The sequence below is a fragment of the Neobacillus sp. PS2-9 genome (assembly GCF_030915525.1).
In the GTDB taxonomy this organism is placed as follows: domain Bacteria; phylum Bacillota; class Bacilli; order Bacillales; family Cytobacillaceae; genus Neobacillus.
In genome coordinates this window covers 1,085,480-1,100,781 of sequence record NZ_CP133269.1, presented here as the reverse complement: position 1 = coordinate 1,100,781, position 15,302 = coordinate 1,085,480, and the positions used below count along the sequence as shown (strand labels likewise).

Below are 15,302 nucleotides of genomic sequence, written 5' to 3'. Positions count from 1 at the left end.
TTTATTTATGCTATTAAGCCTTGACTAAGGGTTTCCAATCTTTATTCACCAATGTCTTCGGTTCATTTCCCTCTATCCCAGCTTGAATATTTGACAAGCAGAGCTTCATCATTTCCATTCTTGTTTCCACACTAGAACTTCCAATATGCGGCAATGCCACAACATTAGGAAGCTGTAATAATGGATGGGTTGCCCCAATTGGTTCTTTCTCAAACACATCAAGACCCGCACCAGCAATCTCTCCTGCAACTAATGCATCAAATAGAGCCTGTTCATCAACAACTGGACCTCTTCCGGCATTAATAAAAATAGCTGACTGCTTCATTTTCTTAAACATCTCACGGGTAAACATTTTTTTCGTTTCACTCGTAAGCGGAGTTAGGCAGACAATAAAATCTGCTTTTTCCACTAATTCATCAAGGCTCACGTACACTGCTCCAAGCTCTTGTTCAACCGCAGGCTTACGTGTTCGGTTATGGTACAGTATATTCATCTCAAAACCAGTTGCCCGTTTTGCTACCGTCTCACCGATTTTCCCCATACCAACAATGCCAATTGTTTTATGATGAATGTCATGTCCAGCTAATAACAAAGGGCTCCAACTTTTCCATTTTCCGTCTTTCACAAACTCTGCCGCTTCCATTAATCTTCTTGCTGTCGCCATAAGCAGTCCAAAGGTTAAATCTGCAGTAGTATCCGTTAACACATCAGGTGTATTGCACACTGCGACTCCCTCTCTGCTGGCAACTTTTAAGTCAATATTGTCAAAACCCACAGCAAGGTTTGCGACTACCTTTAACTTCTTTCCAGCGGTTAGAACCTTTTCATCAATGAAATCTGATAGCATCGTTAGTAGTGCATCCGCTTTTTTTGCTTCGGAAAGGAGTAAATCTTTTGGAACAGGGATATCCTCCTGTTCCCACATGCTCACTTCATAGTTTTGCAGTAGTGGTTTTACAACTTCGTCTGGAAGCTTCCGTGTAATAAAAACGTATGGCTTCATGCTGCATTCACTTCCTTAATTATTCTGAATCACATTATTATATTACCATATGTTTTTTAAAACGTTGTTCCACAAGTCTGAATACTATAAATTATTTTCCAAGCCACTCCAGTTGAGGGAGGTTGAACCGGCGAATCGGTGCTCCAGCCATTTGGAAGAACCCAGCCAAAAACCGTTCGTACTCACTTGCTTGCCGTAATATTTTGCTTAAACGTTCCTCTAATACCTTCTTATCCTGTTCAGAACGAGTAATATAATAACTTTCAATACAATCATAATAGTGAAGTGGAAAAATCAATCGAGAATATAACAACCTCCAGGAAAAGGATGTTAATGGGGAAACACTTTGGTATTCGTTAAAAAACTGTTTTAAATCTACATCATAGGTTTGGATATTGCGGAAATATCTTTCCCTTGTCCATTCAGCTAAGTCTCGGCTGCGGTGATCAAAAACCCAGTCAAATGGACTTTTAATCATATAATGTCCACCCCATGTTTGCTGTGTAAAACGTTCATGGCAAACAGTCCCACCATCTGTTTCTGTAGGCTCATCATCAAGCTCCGAATCAACCAAATATTGAATCGCATTCTCCGTTAATCCTAAGTAGTAAGGAAATGAATCAATGAACATCTTTTCGAATTCATCTTCTGGTGTTTGGAAGAGCAGATTGTTCCACACTTTCTCCATCTGTTCGAGACGCTTTTCCCATAAGGACTTCCATTCCCCAATTCTGCTCGACCTTTCAATTTGAAAGGGGACCCTGCGGCCACGTTCGTGAAATTTAGCTAGCTTTCGTCCCAGTTTGATTTTTCGTTGCTCTTCCATTTGCCGATTGGCTAACACACAGTATTTATTTTGCTCCCAAGTGGTAATTAGTTGGCCTTCCTTTGTTGGCAAGAAGATAGGGACATATTGATCGCCATAATTCCTTAAATGTTCCGCAATTTTCTCAAGCTCCGTCACATCTGCTTCTTCCCTGCCAGAAGGATTAGAGACTAAATACAACCAGCCATTTCCTCTTAGCGCATCATACCTATCTAATTTCACATATTCCTCAACAGTAATCCCATATTGATTCTCAAGCAATTTTTGAAGCATTCCTCCACCTCGTCTCTAGACATCTATTTACCTCATATATATGTATGGGGATTCAAAAACTTGTTTCTTCCCCTATTTTTTAAAAAGAATAGCGGAGTTTGGTGAAGGAAATAATAAAATTTTGGTTTACTCCTTTTACATAAAATTGCATATCTTATGGAAAAAGAGTATATATATAGTGAAAATCCAAAGAAAAGGTGATCAGAGGATGGCAGACCACAAAAAAGTAGATTTCACTGAAGAAACAGCTCGCAGATGGCTAAAAGAAAGAGGCGTTGAAGTTCAGGATATGGCTGATTTAGTCTTCTTTTTGCAGGAAAAGTACCATAAAAACCTCAAAATGGAAGACTGTATAGCAAACGTGGAACGTGTTCTTTCTAAACGTGAAGTACAAAATGCCATAATCACAGGAATACAGCTTGATATGCTTGCAGAAAAAGGGATGTTAGAGGAGCCTCTTCAATCGATCATTGGATCCGACGAAAGTCTTTATGGGGTGGATGAAATCCTGGCGTTTTCTATTGTGAATGTATACGGCTCCATCGGTTTTACAAACTATGGATACATCGACAAATTAAAGCCCGGGATTTTAGCGCACTTAAATGATAAATCCACTGGTGAATGCCATACATTTTTAGATGATATCGTCGGCGCCATCGCCGCCGCTGCCTCAAGCCGACTGGCACACCGTGCCGCACGACAAGAGGAAGAAAGAGAAAAAGAGAAATAAAAAAACGGGGACAGTCCCCCGCCGCTTTAAAGCGGTGGGGGACTGTCCCCTTTATAGTTTCCATTGGTCTAGGGTATCAACAACAAATGTTGGCTGGCGGTCATAGCCGGTGAGCAATTCTTTTGTGGTGACTCCTGTATGGACTAGTAAGGTATCCATTCCTGCATTCATTCCAGCTAATATGTCTGTATCATAATAGTCTCCAACCATCAATGTTTCTTCCTTAGCGGTTCCTAAAACCTTTAACGCTTGTTCCATAATAATCGACTCAGGTTTTCCAATAAAGATTGGTTTGGTCTGGGTAGAAACGGAAATAACAGATGTTAGGGCACCATTCCCCGGTAATAGCCCTCTTTCAGTTGGGATTGCTATATCCCCATTAGTTGAGATAAATGTAGCCCCGTTTCGTACCGCTAAACAAGCAACAGCTAATTTTTCATAGGTGATTTCACGGTCTATGCCAACAACGACAAAATCAGCCTCAACACCAGCAAATGAAAAACCTTTTTCTTCAATAGCTGTCTGTAACCCCTCTTCACCAATAACATATACAGATGCATCTTTTTTTTGTTCATAAATGAAATTTGCGGTTGCTTGACTCGTTGTAAAGACCATTTTTTCTTCGGCTGGAATATCAAAACTAACCAGTTTCTCAGCCACCTGGGCAGGAGTCCTTGATGAATTATTCGTGACAAACAGATACGGGATTCCATTGTCACGGAGATTTTTCACAAAATCAGAGGCCGCTTCAATCCTCTCCGATCCTTTATACATCGTTCCATCTAAATCAATTAAATAGCCTTTATACTTTTTCATATCATCACTCCCTTAGTATTTTTCCCTAAAATAAAAAAAAGAAAAAGGTTGACTGCGTCAACCTCTAATTAGTTTTTAAATGCAGAAACAGGCCCTAGTTCATTGGCTAAATAATCCCGAACATTTGCCGCGAAAGTGACCAACTCATGAAGATAAGCTGAAAACTGATTGTTTAGTTCTATATGATTGATACTAATATAGTCCTGTACAAGTTTTTTACGATAGTGAATAAGAACTTTTAAACTTTCTCCTGTTTCAGCAGTAATGACCTTTTCATCGACTAAAATATCGATAATGTCTTCATAGCTTCCTGGATCACGCATGATAAAGCCGTCAATCATTGCATTTCCGACATCTAAAACAGACTCAATCATCATGTGATTTAACCGTTCTAAAGCTACTTTTTCCAGAGATGATGACCAATTTTTTTGCTGTGAAAAGAGGTGAATGAGTTCTTCTAAGTAAATTAATGTTGCTTCTATTTTTTCCCTGTCTACAAAATACATAGGGTCCCACTCCTTTTTCTAGGTTGCAATAGCTGATACCAACGCTGTAGGTCGTGCATAAAAATACCCTTGTGCCAAGTCCACATTGTTTCTTGTTAGTACGGATGCCTCGTTTTCATTTTCGATTCCTTCTGCTACAACTAGGGAGCCCACTTCTCTGGCTACTAGCATCAGCCCTTTTAACATGGATTCTTTAATGGAATTTTTATCTATATTTTGAATAACTGAACGATCAATTTTAATAATATCTGGCATGATGTCACTAATAATACTCAAGCTAGAATATCCAGCACCTGTATCATCCATGGCAATTTTATAGCCCATTAAGCGCAGCATTTTTATATTATAGATAAAGTTTTTCAAGCCTTCAATCGAATCATTTTCCGTTACCTCAATGGTAATCTGACGAGGGGGTATATCTTTATATTGCTGCATTAAATTTTTAAGATCTCGGGTAAATCGGATATTTCCAAGTGTAAGCGGGGTACAATTCACAAATATATCTTTCCTGCACTTGGCAGCTTTTATTTGTTCAAGCACCTTTTCAATCACGATCATTTCTAAGTCATATAGCAAGCCTGTTTGCCTTGCTACCGAAAACAACGGTAAAGGGCTTTCGAGAACCGACCCTGTTGGGCCACGGGTCAGCATCTCCCATGCGTGTACTTCTTTCGTAGCCACGTCTATGATTGGTTGTGCTAACAGATTTATATCTTTTTTGGAAATAATCCTTTTCATTAAGTAGACCATTTCATTAAATTCAGATTTCACTCGTTTTTCAGCCATAGCAATAGCCTGTCTTTGAGCTCTTCCAATTGAATCCTGAATGGATAAATGTCTTTTTTCTACAAACATATATCCAGTCTTAAACATAGGCTGGATGTAAGGATAAGCCTTATGCAGGCTATGCTCCACGCTATAAACGATTTTCTTCATAGCTAAATCAATCTCAGAGAGAGTGTGACGTGTATAATCCACTTTTATGTATAACGTTAGTCCATCACCGTAAAAATCATCAAGGGTAATCACATCTTGATTGTCTATTTCTTTCTCCACAGCAGAGCGAAAGAATTTCTTAGTATGTTTGATAAATTGATGGCTTTGGGACTGTCCTAACTGCTCTGACAATTCATTCATATCTTTTAGATGAAAGACAACAACAGCTACCTCGTGTCCTTCATGAAAAGCTGCTTTAACCCCTTCTAACACAGGATTTCTTAATATAAATTGGGGAGGATAAAAGCGCATGGTTGAAAGAGGTAAGACGATCTTTCCCCATTTCAATACACTTTTGACCTTTTCTATGTACTGACGGACCATTAAATTCATCCCTCTCAGAAGCCAACATACATGATTTACGTATATTGTAGCATAATTTGACACCATTCGTGTTTTTTTAACCATAAATTTCTAGTAAAAAATCACGGAATATTCTTTACTCCCCTCCTTTCTATTTATTTGTTACTATATAAGAGATGTCAGTTTTAATTAAAGGAGACCATTTCATGAAAGAACGCTTTTTCCTATACGATGATACAGAAAGTACGAAAACAAGATTTGTTAGCTTTGTCGGAGAAAACCAGCGATTTGATTTAGCTATTGTCCAAAGTGACCGTCATTACGGAAAGCATTTGGTACTTGATATGCAAGGCAACCGCTTTGCTATTATTGGATTGGATGATTTACAAGAAGAGGGTTATTTAGAATATGCTTTTCAGTTAAGTGAAGAAGATGCCGAGGAATTACGCGGCTTTTTGATGGAGTTAATTTAAGTTTCATAAATACACACTTCTTTTCAAATAATAGGGAGTAAAGGAGTGTGTTTATCATGGCAGATATAGATTCTGAGCAGTATCATGATTTCTCGAATGTGGAAGCTCAAAGGAACTTCTTAACGGTAGAGGATCTTCCAGAGGGACCATACGGATCTCCGCGGGGTAAAAATGATCCAGTTGAGAATAAAAGCACCCCCTGGGAACAAGAACAGCGCTACTATAGTGCATTTAATTATGAATATAAATCACTTCATGAAGATTTGCCTAGACAGATGGACGGGGCACACCCGCCACATGATGACCCTGAAACAGACAAACAGGCTCCCTATAATGAATAGAAACCAATGGCAAAGTAAAAAGAGGTTGACACAAGTCGACCTCTTTATTTTTTCACTTTTTTCAATACAAAGTATGCACAGCCAAAGTTGCAATATTCATAAAGGTACTCACTTAACGTGCTAATTTTTGTATCAAAAGTAGCTTTTTGGTTTTGGTCATCAAAGAACCCTTTCAGGCGCAGCTGTCCGTATCCCCAATCCCCTACAATATAATCATACCTAGATAAAATATCGCTATACCTTGATTTAAAAGCCTCTTCATTATACCCATCCCGATATTCCTGGAGAATTTCATAAGAGATATTGTTTATTACGATCATATTATTCACCTCAGTTATCCCAGCCATTTCCTACTATCCATTATAACCGATTCACCATCAATTACTAAGAAAAAAAACGGAACATTGGTCATTCTAATAAAAGGAGGTGTATATGATGAAAAAATTTATCATAATCGCTGGATTATGTACCATAACAGCATTAACTGGATGCTCAAAGGATATGGGAAATCGTGATGTATATGAAGAAAGCGGTAATACCATTAATGTGAATAACAAAAGACACGAACTTTACAATGAAGGTGCTAGCCGTGGCGTACGTAACGTTAGTGACAATTATGGTTTTGTTCGCCACCAAAAGAGCCCAATAATGAATGATAATACGGCAAATGACGGCTATACAGCCTTAGACCGCGAACAGCTTGCCAATATTATTAGTAAATATAGTGTAAATGTTCCTAACGTGAATGACGCAGCCACACTTGTTACTGATCAGGAAGTGTTGATTGCTTATACTACCGATTCAAAAGATCGTAATATGACGGCTGATCAGGTGAAGAAAACCGCTTTTTCAGTCGTACCAAGATACTATCACGTCTATGTAACAGATAATAAAACGCTAATGCGCGATGTAGAGAATTTAGCTAATCTGGACTCTACAAGCCGTAATGCGCGTCATGCCGTTACTGAACTGATTACGCAAATGAAAAAGTCCCCTCAGGGTATGCGTTTGAGTGATAGCGAAAATGAAAACGGCGAAACACAAGATGATATGGATATCAAAAGGATTAATATGCATAAGCGTTAAGACTAAAAGAGAGAGGTTGACAACAGTCAACCTCTCTCTTCCCACTATTTTATGCTTCCTGGGCTTCTTTTTCACCAAGTAAGTGTTTATGTTTCGCTGCTGCATTTACTTGTTCATCCGCATGATAAGATGAACGGACAAGTGGGCCTGCTTCACAGTGGCTAAATCCTTTGTTCATTGCGATTTGTTGTAATTCCTTAAATTCATCAGGGCTATAATACTTCTCAACCTTTAGATGACTTTTGGTTGGCTGTAAATACTGACCTATAGTCATAATATCTACATGATTCGCTCTTAAGTCATCCATTACTTCCAAGATTTCTTCTTTCGTTTCTCCGATACCAATCATTAAACTGGATTTAGTGGGAATGCTTGGCTGCATTTCTTTCGCACGACGGAGGAACTCGAGAGAGCGATCATATTTAGCGCGAGCTCTCACTCTTGGTGTTAAGCGTCTAACGGTTTCAATATTATGATTAAGGATATCCGGTTTCGCATCCATTAATAGCTGTAAATTTTCTTCTTTCCCGCCCATATCAGAAGGAAGTACTTCAATACTGGTAAATGGATTTTTACGACGAATGGCACGAACCGTTTCAGCAAAAACAGCGGCCCCGCCATCTTTTAAATCATCACGTGCAACTGCTGTAACTACCACATGCTTTAAGTTCATTAATTGAACGGAGTCTGCCACTCTTTCAGGCTCTTGTAAATCTAATTCAGTTGGTAAACCCGTTTTAACCGCACAGAAACGGCACGCACGCGTACATGTATCACCAAGAATCATAAAGGTTGCTGTACGTCTTACTGCCCAGCATTCGTGTATATTAGGGCAGCGAGCCTCTTCACAAACTGTATGAAGATTTTTTTCACGCATCATTTTCTTTAACCCTGTGTATGACTCATTGGTATTTAGCTTTATTTTTAGCCAGTCAGGCTTTCGTAGAATTTCTTCTTTTTTACTCATTATGACACCCCTTGAATCCCATTAATATGTATGGTGAGTGAGTTCTTCTTTGTCACTTTACCATACTAGAAAAGGAACGACAAGCAAGGAAGTTTTATTACCAATTATTAGCGATAATGAAATAACTCAATATCCATAAACTAAACATGTACATTAATTGGGAAGGAGGATTCCTGTTGCGGGCTGTTCTGATTATTGGAACTTTCCTTTTATTCTTCACCTCTTCTTTTGCTGTAAGGAATGCACATGCGGAGGAACCCGATCCATATAAGGAAAGAATGAAATTATATAAAAAAGTTGAAACGGTCACACAAATTCCGTGGTATTATTTAGCAGCCATTGATCAATACGAAAGAAGCATCCGTCAAGTCCGCAAAGACTTGCCTAAACCAGATAGTGTAATCGGAATCTACTTTCGTCCTGAGGAGTGGGCGGGTCTGACCAATCCGAACTCGGAAGAAGAATCCCCTGCTGTCATCCAGTTTTTCAATGGAATGGGTGTGGATGGAAATGGGGATGGAAAAGCAAGCCTTAAAAGCGATGAGGATGTTTTATATGCATTTGCCCATTATCTTCTTTCTTACGGTGTGGACCCTGATAATATAAAGATTGGACTTTGGAATTATTACCATCGTGATAAAACGGTCGGAATTATTGCTGGTAAGGCAAAAATTTATCGCCACTTTGGACGGCTCAATTTAGATACTCAAGTATTCCCTGTGCCCATTCGTAGCAATCATAGCTACAGAAGTACTTGGGGAGATGCACGAGGTTGGGGCGGGAGAAGAATACACGAAGGTACCGATATATTTGCAGGCTATGGCGTTCCTGTTCGAGCTACTAACTATGGCATTATTGAGATGAAGGGCTGGAATAAGTTTGGTGGCTGGAGAATTGGTATTCGTGATATTAATAATACGTATCATTACTTTGCCCATCTAAGCGGGTTTGCTAAGGATTTAAAAGTTGGGCAGATTGTAGAGCCAGGAATGGTCATCGGTGGTGTTGGAAGCTCTGGATACGGCCCTCCAGGAACCTCAGGAAAATTCCCTCCGCACTTGCACTATGGTATGTACAAAGATAATGGAATAACCGAATGGTCATTTGACCCTTATCCACATTTAGCCAAATGGAAACGGATTGAACGAATTAATATACGAAAAAAATAGAGGCTGACTTTGGTCAGCCTCTTGCTACTTTCCAGACTTTTTCGTTTCAGTTTTCTTCTTTGTTTCTGTTTTCTTTTCTGGTATTTGAATAGATGGTGTGATGCTTCCTCCGCCTCCATTATAGAATTGTGGAACCTCTCCATGGACCAACGAGCCACCTACAGGTATGCTTTGTTTTAATTTGGTAATTTTCGTTGCAAACGGAGTAATAATCTGAACTGACACTTGTATATCTACAGAAACCTCCACCCATGTATTATTGATTCCCATTTCTTTTGTTTGGATATGGACATCCGGTTCCACTTCACCAATGGCATGAAATTTGACTGGTATTTTCGGTCCAATATTCCCCAAAAGGGAAATATTTGTTGCTTGCCCTAATGGTACATACCAGACAATCCCATCATCCTTTTCCGTATTTTCCGTTTCGATTTCAACATCCGACTCTAATAAGGCGATTTCGCCCCTTCTGGCAGTTTTTAAGTTCTTTTGAATTTGTGCAGTTATTTCAGCTAATACACGATTGATTAAATCTGTATTCAACTGTGCATTTTCCCCTGATCCATTGCTTCCTGGCACAATTTTTATTACTTCATTATTGTCTCCCACATTTGTCGTCCGTTTTGTAATCGCCCTGTTGATGACAAGCGACGCAATATTCCGCGTTTCTGTTTCAGCATATCGCATTAAGGTGGGCTCGATCCCTTTATTAACCATCCATAAGCCAGTAGCAGTGGAAAAAAGAAAAAAAACAAAGGTTAGCAGCATGACATATCGGAAAGGCAGCGGTCCACGTTTAGGTAGACGCCGGCGTAATTTTCTCAAGAACAATCACCCCTTCATGCTATATGTATGCAAAGAAAAGATGAACTAGCCCATAAAAAAAGCCTGCTATTTTTTCAGCAAGCTTTTTAAACCATCTTCAACAAGGCATCTTTACCGATCATCCCTTGATGAATACCTAATTCTTCTGCTTCTAATGTGACAGATTCTAGCGGAGCATTTAGTAGCTGATCAATAGTCCTCACACCGACTGCACGACCAGCAATGATTTTACGGTCCTTTAACTTCTCGTTTAATAAGCCCACATCTAAGGCACCGCACATAATATATCCTTTATCGCTTGTCACAGCAAGCAAAGTTGTCTTTGGAAGTAATACGGAAACAGCCAGGAAGGTATGGCCGTTTATTTCAATTGGCGAAAGATCAATCAATTTCCCAACACTCCTTTCCTCACTATCACTTTATGATAAGTTTGGAAAAAGCGTGTATCCATAGTGTTTTAATTATCGATGGGAACCTGAAAGCTTCCATTTTAATATATCCCGTAAAAACTCAGGCAAGAAATACTTCTTTTCTTTTTTTGGAAGGATGTCTTTGAAAAAATGGCCAAAGGTAAACATATCAGGAAGTGCGAGGGTGTAGGTCTGATCAAGCTCCAATTCCTTCCCTGCAACAAAGATTGTTTTTCCTTTGGTGATAATTTGGTCATAGACGAAGATCCCTAGCACAGTTCCTCTGAAGCCAAGGCCCTTTATTTGTTTATGGTGCAAGGCTTCATCCTTTGTTTGTTTTAGAATAGACATTAATTCTTTCCCCGTTAATTCAATGACACACGGATTTATTGGATGTGGACAAATTGAGAGCAAATCGTACTCAGTGACTTCGCCCGATAAACTACCCAGAAGGAGCCCTGCATTCACGACGGCACAATCTGTCCCGCACCATTCTCTTAACGCTTCACAAAGCAATCGTACTAAGTTGGTTTCACGGAAGGGATCACTTTGTAAAGGCTCGGTAATGACCGTGACTTTTTCGCTTAACATACCCTGCCCCTTTTTTAAAAAGGACGCAATTTTATCTTGTTCATTTAAGACAGCCGGCAGTTGGTTAAAATCATAGAGGGTTGCTTCTTTTTGGGAGAGTTTCTTTTTCTCATCCAAATGAAGAGTTACATGACCAACGAAGTTCCCATGCTTTCCGGCTGCCCCAAGAAGTACTTGGTTGATTACCTTTCCTCTCTCCAGTACATGATGGGTGTGGGCACCTAGAATCACATCAATATCTGGAAATTCTTCCGCAATGCGTTCATCCTCATGTAAACCAAGGTGGGAAAGTAGAATGATAATGTCCACTTCTTTTTTTAAAATCTGTATCCAGTTGCTCAGTTCTTCAATTGGGTCAGTCAATCTCCAGCCAAGCAGTTCGTAGAGATGGGTAAATGGGGCGGTTAATCCTAGGACCCCAACCTTTGTCCCACTACTTGTCTTGTAAATCTCATATGGCCTTGCCCAAGAAGGATAGTCTTGATTTACATAAAGATTGGCTAATATGACGTCAAACTTAGCTTCATCATATAGCTGGTATAAATCCTCGTATGGGAGATTAATCCCTTCATTATTACCAATCGTGACAGCCGTATATTGACTCTCATTTAAAAGGGTTACATTCCCCTTGCCTCTAGTTGCCTCTGTATAGGGGTGCCAACGATCAAGAAAGTCGCCAATATCAAATAAGAAAACTTCTTCTCCTATGTTCTTGAGTTGCTCTCTCTGCTGCTTCAAGAAATGTTGAATGCGCGGCCAATGCTCGAAATGGCTGTGTAAATCATTGGTATGAAAAATATGTATCGTTTCCATTTTTCACCTTTACCCTGTTATTCCTTGATAGATTAATCGTATACCGACAATAATAAGGATTACTCTGATAATCCAGACAATCGTTTTGCTTTTTAGCTTTGTATTTAAGAATACTCCTACTTTTGCTCCCATCCAAGCACCAGGTACTAATGCCAGTGCATACAGCCAATTCACATTACCTAAAGCAATATGAGTAATGGAACTTAAGATAGCTGTTGGCAAAATCATGAACATAGATGTGGCCACAGCTACATGCGGTGGGAAAAAGAAAAGAATAATCATCGTTGGTACCATCAAAGAGCCGCCGCCTATTCCAAAAATCCCTGATAAAAATCCAACTACAAAGGAAATGAGAACGGCCATTATCGGGTTAAAACCATATTCGAAGTTTCTCCCAATGTTATCGGTAAATTGACGGACAACTCCCTTATCTTTCCGAAAAGGAAGAGGCTTTAATTTATCCTTTACTAGTAAAACAAAGGAAACAAAAATAATAAATAATCCGAAATATAGATTAAATGAATGCAAATCGAGCTTTTCAGTAATCCAGGCACCTAGAATGCTACCTGGACCACTTCCAATAAGAAAAATAAGTCCACTTTTATAATCCACGGTCTTAATTTTCATATAGGCAAGTGTGGATGAAAGACCCGTAAAAATCATTGTAAAAAGGGAGGTCCCAACCACAACCTGCGGGGTGAGGTGACTGAATTCAGGCAGTGTGGCTAAGTAAAGTAAAGCAGGAACAACGATAATTCCTCCTCCCATGCCAATGAGTGACCCTAAAGAGCTTGCAATCAACCCCACTATAACTAAAACAATCCATTCCATTACTTTCACCTTCTACTTTTCTGTGTGATGCCTTAAGTTGCTAGATTGAACTACCCCTCCTTAACACCTCGTGGGTTGTTTGAAGAAGGGGATTCCTAAGAACACCATTGTAACCACTAGTTATTGATTAGGCGATCCCCATAGTCCCTATGGTTAGAAGTCTAATGGCTTCATTCTTTATGTTTATACTTGCGTTACTATCTCGATTATGATGGGTAAGGCATTTAGGGCAATCCCATTCACGTAATCCGAGATTTTTAACCTCTTTGTTTTTGTAGCCACAACAAGAACAAAGCTGACTACTAGCGAAGTTTTTTGAAACAGTTATGACTTGTCTACCGTACCATTTCGCTTTGTATTCAATCATGCCTTTGAATTGTGACCATGATACTTCGCTGATCCCTTTGGCAAGATGGTGATTCTTCAACATGTTACTTACTGACAAGTCTTCCATACCGATGACGTCGTGGTTTTTGACAATCTCGGTGGAGATTTTATCTAAGTAATCTTTACGTGCATTCGCAATTCTTTCATGAATACGTGCTACTTTGAATTTGGCTTTGTACCAATTTGCACCGCCAACGGTTCGTCTGCTCATGATTCGTTGTGCCTTTGCTAATTTTTCTTCTAAGGTGCGGAAGAATTTAGGGTTCGAATATGTGATTCCATTAGAAAGAATGGCAAACTCTTTAAGCCCTACATCAATACCAATAGCGGAATTCGTTTTGGTAATTCCGATACCTCTGTTTCAGTCGATAGAGAAACAAAGTATTTACCAGAAGGATTTCGTCTAATAGTTGCATTTAAAATTCTTCCTTTAACTTCACGACTTTTCGCAAAACGAACGTTCCCTAGTTTTGGAAATTTAATATAGTTGTCTACGACATCTATATTTCCGTTTGTATGTTTTGTTGTATAAGATTGCACTGGATTTTTTTTCGACTTAAATCGAGGTTGTTTATTTTGTTTTTTATAGTAGTGATCATATGAATCAGCTAGACATTCTACTGATTTTTGCAAAGCAATACTATCGACTTCTTTCAAAAATGAATAGTGTTTTTTTAGTTCAGGAAGTGATTTCACTGTTTCATATTTGTTTAAGAATTTGCCTTTCCAATTATTCGCTGGGAACTGACCTTTTTGCACCATTTCTTCGACGATATACCAGTAAGCATCTTTTTCTTTTTGTTTGCCAAGAAAAAAATTGAATACAAATCTTGAACAGCCAAAGGTTTTGTTAATCAGTTCAATTTGTTTTTTGTTTGGGTAGATGCGGAACTTGTATGCCTTGTTTACTAGCATTTAATTCACCTCACCTAACAGGAACGTTTGTTCTTATTATGGCATAAGAGGAAAGTTTTGGCTATCGCTAACCGACATTCATCCCCTCCCTACTCATTGGGCTTCGCCCTTCATATTCCTTGAGGAAGGGGTATTCTGTCGGAATTAAAATAAATCCAATTGCCTTGGGGCTAGTCCTTCGTATTCTATGTCTAAAAGATTCATCATATCCTTCGCATTATCCGCTGCATCTCCGCCAGAGTTGTTATTAAACAAAAGATAGACATGTTCAGTCTCTTCCGAGAGCTTTACTATCGACTCGCGCCATTCCTCTAATTCTTTCTGGTTATATCGATACAGATAGCGTACCTCACGCCAATTTTCTGCATTCCTCTTTTGCCAGCCATGAACATTGCGGCCATGGAATCTCACCAGAACCCTTTGATGGTCTACAGCCGTTAAAACGGTGGGAATAGAACCTTCACCAGACTGTGGTTCGTCACAAATACTATGGATCCAGTTTTCCTGTTTCATAAAATCAAGCGTTTTTTGTATATAAGGGGGAGCAAACCAGGATTGGTGCCTGAACTCTAATGCACAAGGGACCTCTTCCATTTCTTGTTTACACCATCGTAAGTATTCAACATTTTCACGTTTACAACTAAACCACGGTGGGAATTGAAACAGGACCATGGCTAGTTTACTTTTTTCTATGTATGGCTGTAAGGAGTCTTTAAATGCAAGAAACATCGCTTGTTTGCTTTCAAAGGGAATTTCTCCACGCATATGCCCCGTCATACCTTGGTAGGCTTTTACGATAAACTGAAAGCTTCCTGGCGTTTCTTGCACCCACTTTTCTGCATTTCGTTTGGGCTGAATTGCATAAAATGCAGAGTCTACCTCTACAATTGGAAAATGGCCCGCATAGTGCTTTAATTTGTCCCTTGAGGAAGTTCCACTTGAATATAAGCTGTCATGGTCTCCCCAGCCTGTGACACCGATATAAATCAATTCGTTCACCCCCAGTTATTAATAATAGCATACAAAAACCCGCCAGCTATA

Annotated in this window: 17 protein-coding genes and 1 pseudogene; 5 read left to right on the top strand and 13 right to left on the bottom strand. The window is 39.3% G+C overall.

The features are described 5' to 3' along the window. Window positions 1-13: 13 nt before the first annotated feature. Window positions 14-1,003: a 2-hydroxyacid dehydrogenase gene (locus tag RCG25_RS05340; protein ID WP_308082649.1), complete on the bottom strand. Its 990-nt coding sequence runs from the start codon at window positions 1,001-1,003 to the stop codon at window positions 14-16. Between the two features lie 91 nt (window positions 1,004-1,094). Then, complete coding sequence (yutH, locus tag RCG25_RS05335; RefSeq protein WP_308082648.1) at window positions 1,095-2,102, bottom strand: spore coat putative kinase YutH; 1,008 nt, start codon at window positions 2,100-2,102, stop codon at window positions 1,095-1,097. 208 nt (window positions 2,103-2,310) lie between these two features. On the opposite strand from yutH, the gene RCG25_RS05330 reads away from it, so the two are divergent. Next, window positions 2,311-2,832, top strand: a complete 522-nt coding sequence (locus RCG25_RS05330) for a phosphatidylglycerophosphatase A family protein (RefSeq protein WP_308082647.1) — start codon at window positions 2,311-2,313, stop codon at window positions 2,830-2,832. A 51-nt stretch (window positions 2,833-2,883) separates the two neighbouring features. On the opposite strand, the gene RCG25_RS05325 is transcribed toward RCG25_RS05330, so the two are convergent. The 3 genes from RCG25_RS05325 to RCG25_RS05315 form a co-directional block, all read right to left on the bottom strand. Continuing rightward, a complete protein-coding gene (locus tag RCG25_RS05325; protein WP_308082646.1) occupies window positions 2,884-3,648 on the bottom strand; it encodes a TIGR01457 family HAD-type hydrolase in 765 nt (254 codons plus the stop codon). Window positions 3,649-3,716: 68 nt separating this feature from the next. Beyond that, complete coding sequence (locus RCG25_RS05320; protein WP_308082645.1) at window positions 3,717-4,154, bottom strand: DUF86 domain-containing protein; 438 nt, start codon at window positions 4,152-4,154, stop codon at window positions 3,717-3,719. Window positions 4,155-4,172: 18 nt separating this feature from the next. Continuing rightward, a complete protein-coding gene (locus RCG25_RS05315; protein WP_308082644.1) occupies window positions 4,173-5,474 on the bottom strand; it encodes an EAL domain-containing protein in 1,302 nt (433 codons plus the stop codon). A 185-nt stretch (window positions 5,475-5,659) separates the two neighbouring features. Here RCG25_RS05315 and RCG25_RS05310 point away from each other — a divergent pair, with 185 nt between their 5' ends. After that, a complete protein-coding gene (locus tag RCG25_RS05310) occupies window positions 5,660-5,926 on the top strand; it encodes a DUF3055 domain-containing protein (protein ID WP_308082643.1) in 267 nt (88 codons plus the stop codon). 56 nt (window positions 5,927-5,982) lie between these two features. Then, complete coding sequence (locus RCG25_RS05305; RefSeq protein WP_308082642.1) at window positions 5,983-6,267, top strand: cytosolic protein; 285 nt, start codon at window positions 5,983-5,985, stop codon at window positions 6,265-6,267. Between the two features lie 44 nt (window positions 6,268-6,311). Here RCG25_RS05305 and RCG25_RS05300 read toward each other — a convergent pair whose 3' ends face one another. Further along, on the bottom strand, window positions 6,312-6,587 hold the full coding sequence (locus RCG25_RS05300) for a YutD family protein (protein ID WP_308082641.1): 276 nt from the start codon (window positions 6,585-6,587) through the stop codon (window positions 6,312-6,314). A gap of 112 nt (window positions 6,588-6,699) precedes the next feature. Here RCG25_RS05300 and RCG25_RS05295 point away from each other — a divergent pair, with 112 nt between their 5' ends. Further along, window positions 6,700-7,353 (top strand): YhcN/YlaJ family sporulation lipoprotein, encoded by a 654-nt coding sequence (locus RCG25_RS05295; RefSeq protein WP_308082640.1) that lies wholly within the window; start codon window positions 6,700-6,702, stop codon window positions 7,351-7,353. 49 nt (window positions 7,354-7,402) lie between these two features. Here RCG25_RS05295 and lipA read toward each other — a convergent pair whose 3' ends face one another. Then, window positions 7,403-8,320, bottom strand: coding sequence for a lipoyl synthase (gene lipA / locus RCG25_RS05290; protein WP_308082639.1), 918 nt, complete (start codon window positions 8,318-8,320; stop codon window positions 7,403-7,405). 146 nt (window positions 8,321-8,466) lie between these two features. On the opposite strand from lipA, the gene RCG25_RS05285 reads away from it, so the two are divergent. Then, a complete protein-coding gene (locus RCG25_RS05285) occupies window positions 8,467-9,489 on the top strand; it encodes a M23 family metallopeptidase (RefSeq protein ID WP_374121035.1) in 1,023 nt (340 codons plus the stop codon). 24 nt (window positions 9,490-9,513) lie between these two features. Here RCG25_RS05285 and yunB read toward each other — a convergent pair whose 3' ends face one another. The 6 genes and pseudogenes from yunB to RCG25_RS05255 form a co-directional block, all read right to left on the bottom strand. Beyond that, window positions 9,514-10,314: a sporulation protein YunB gene (yunB, locus tag RCG25_RS05280; protein ID WP_308082637.1), complete on the bottom strand. Its 801-nt coding sequence runs from the start codon at window positions 10,312-10,314 to the stop codon at window positions 9,514-9,516. Window positions 10,315-10,400: 86 nt separating this feature from the next. After that, entirely contained in the window at window positions 10,401-10,703 is a 303-nt protein-coding gene (locus tag RCG25_RS05275) for a YunC family protein (protein WP_308082636.1), read from the bottom strand. A gap of 72 nt (window positions 10,704-10,775) precedes the next feature. Continuing rightward, the gene (locus tag RCG25_RS05270) at window positions 10,776-12,128 is read right to left on the bottom strand and encodes a bifunctional metallophosphatase/5'-nucleotidase (RefSeq protein ID WP_308082635.1); all 1,353 of its coding nucleotides are present in this window, start codon (window positions 12,126-12,128) and stop codon (window positions 10,776-10,778) included. Window positions 12,129-12,137: 9 nt separating this feature from the next. Beyond that, window positions 12,138-12,959: a sulfite exporter TauE/SafE family protein gene (locus RCG25_RS05265; protein WP_308082634.1), complete on the bottom strand. Its 822-nt coding sequence runs from the start codon at window positions 12,957-12,959 to the stop codon at window positions 12,138-12,140. A 116-nt stretch (window positions 12,960-13,075) separates the two neighbouring features. After that, a pseudogene (gene tnpB / locus RCG25_RS05260) lies at window positions 13,076-14,261 on the bottom strand (IS200/IS605 family element RNA-guided endonuclease TnpB). A 144-nt stretch (window positions 14,262-14,405) separates the two neighbouring features. Then, window positions 14,406-15,251, bottom strand: coding sequence for a DUF72 domain-containing protein (locus tag RCG25_RS05255; protein WP_308082633.1), 846 nt, complete (start codon window positions 15,249-15,251; stop codon window positions 14,406-14,408). Window positions 15,252-15,302 lie beyond the last annotated feature (51 nt).

What these genes read in the sequence shown, in the direction of transcription:
- RCG25_RS05330 (WP_308082647.1), top strand. Translation starts at nt 2,311, where the DNA reads ATGGCAGACCACAAAAAAGTAGATTTCACTGAAGAAACAGCTCGCAGA.
- RCG25_RS05310 (WP_308082643.1), top strand. Translation starts at nt 5,660, where the DNA reads ATGAAAGAACGCTTTTTCCTATACGATGATACAGAAAGTACGAAAACA.
- yutH (WP_308082648.1), bottom strand. Translation starts at nt 2,102, where the DNA reads ATGCTTCAAAAATTGCTTGAGAATCAATATGGGATTACTGTTGAGGAA.
- RCG25_RS05285 (WP_374121035.1), top strand. Translation starts at nt 8,467, where the DNA reads ATGTACATTAATTGGGAAGGAGGATTCCTGTTGCGGGCTGTTCTGATT.
- RCG25_RS05300 (WP_308082641.1), bottom strand. Translation starts at nt 6,587, where the DNA reads ATGATCGTAATAAACAATATCTCTTATGAAATTCTCCAGGAATATCGG.
- RCG25_RS05270 (WP_308082635.1), bottom strand. Translation starts at nt 12,128, where the DNA reads ATGGAAACGATACATATTTTTCATACCAATGATTTACACAGCCATTTC.
- RCG25_RS05340 (WP_308082649.1), bottom strand. Translation starts at nt 1,003, where the DNA reads ATGAAGCCATACGTTTTTATTACACGGAAGCTTCCAGACGAAGTTGTA.
- RCG25_RS05320 (WP_308082645.1), bottom strand. Translation starts at nt 4,154, where the DNA reads ATGTATTTTGTAGACAGGGAAAAAATAGAAGCAACATTAATTTACTTA.
- lipA (WP_308082639.1), bottom strand. Translation starts at nt 8,320, where the DNA reads ATGAGTAAAAAAGAAGAAATTCTACGAAAGCCTGACTGGCTAAAAATA.
- RCG25_RS05265 (WP_308082634.1), bottom strand. Translation starts at nt 12,959, where the DNA reads ATGGAATGGATTGTTTTAGTTATAGTGGGGTTGATTGCAAGCTCTTTA.
- RCG25_RS05315 (WP_308082644.1), bottom strand. Translation starts at nt 5,474, where the DNA reads ATGGTCCGTCAGTACATAGAAAAGGTCAAAAGTGTATTGAAATGGGGA.
- RCG25_RS05295 (WP_308082640.1), top strand. Translation starts at nt 6,700, where the DNA reads ATGATGAAAAAATTTATCATAATCGCTGGATTATGTACCATAACAGCA.
- RCG25_RS05325 (WP_308082646.1), bottom strand. Translation starts at nt 3,648, where the DNA reads ATGAAAAAGTATAAAGGCTATTTAATTGATTTAGATGGAACGATGTAT.
- RCG25_RS05305 (WP_308082642.1), top strand. Translation starts at nt 5,983, where the DNA reads ATGGCAGATATAGATTCTGAGCAGTATCATGATTTCTCGAATGTGGAA.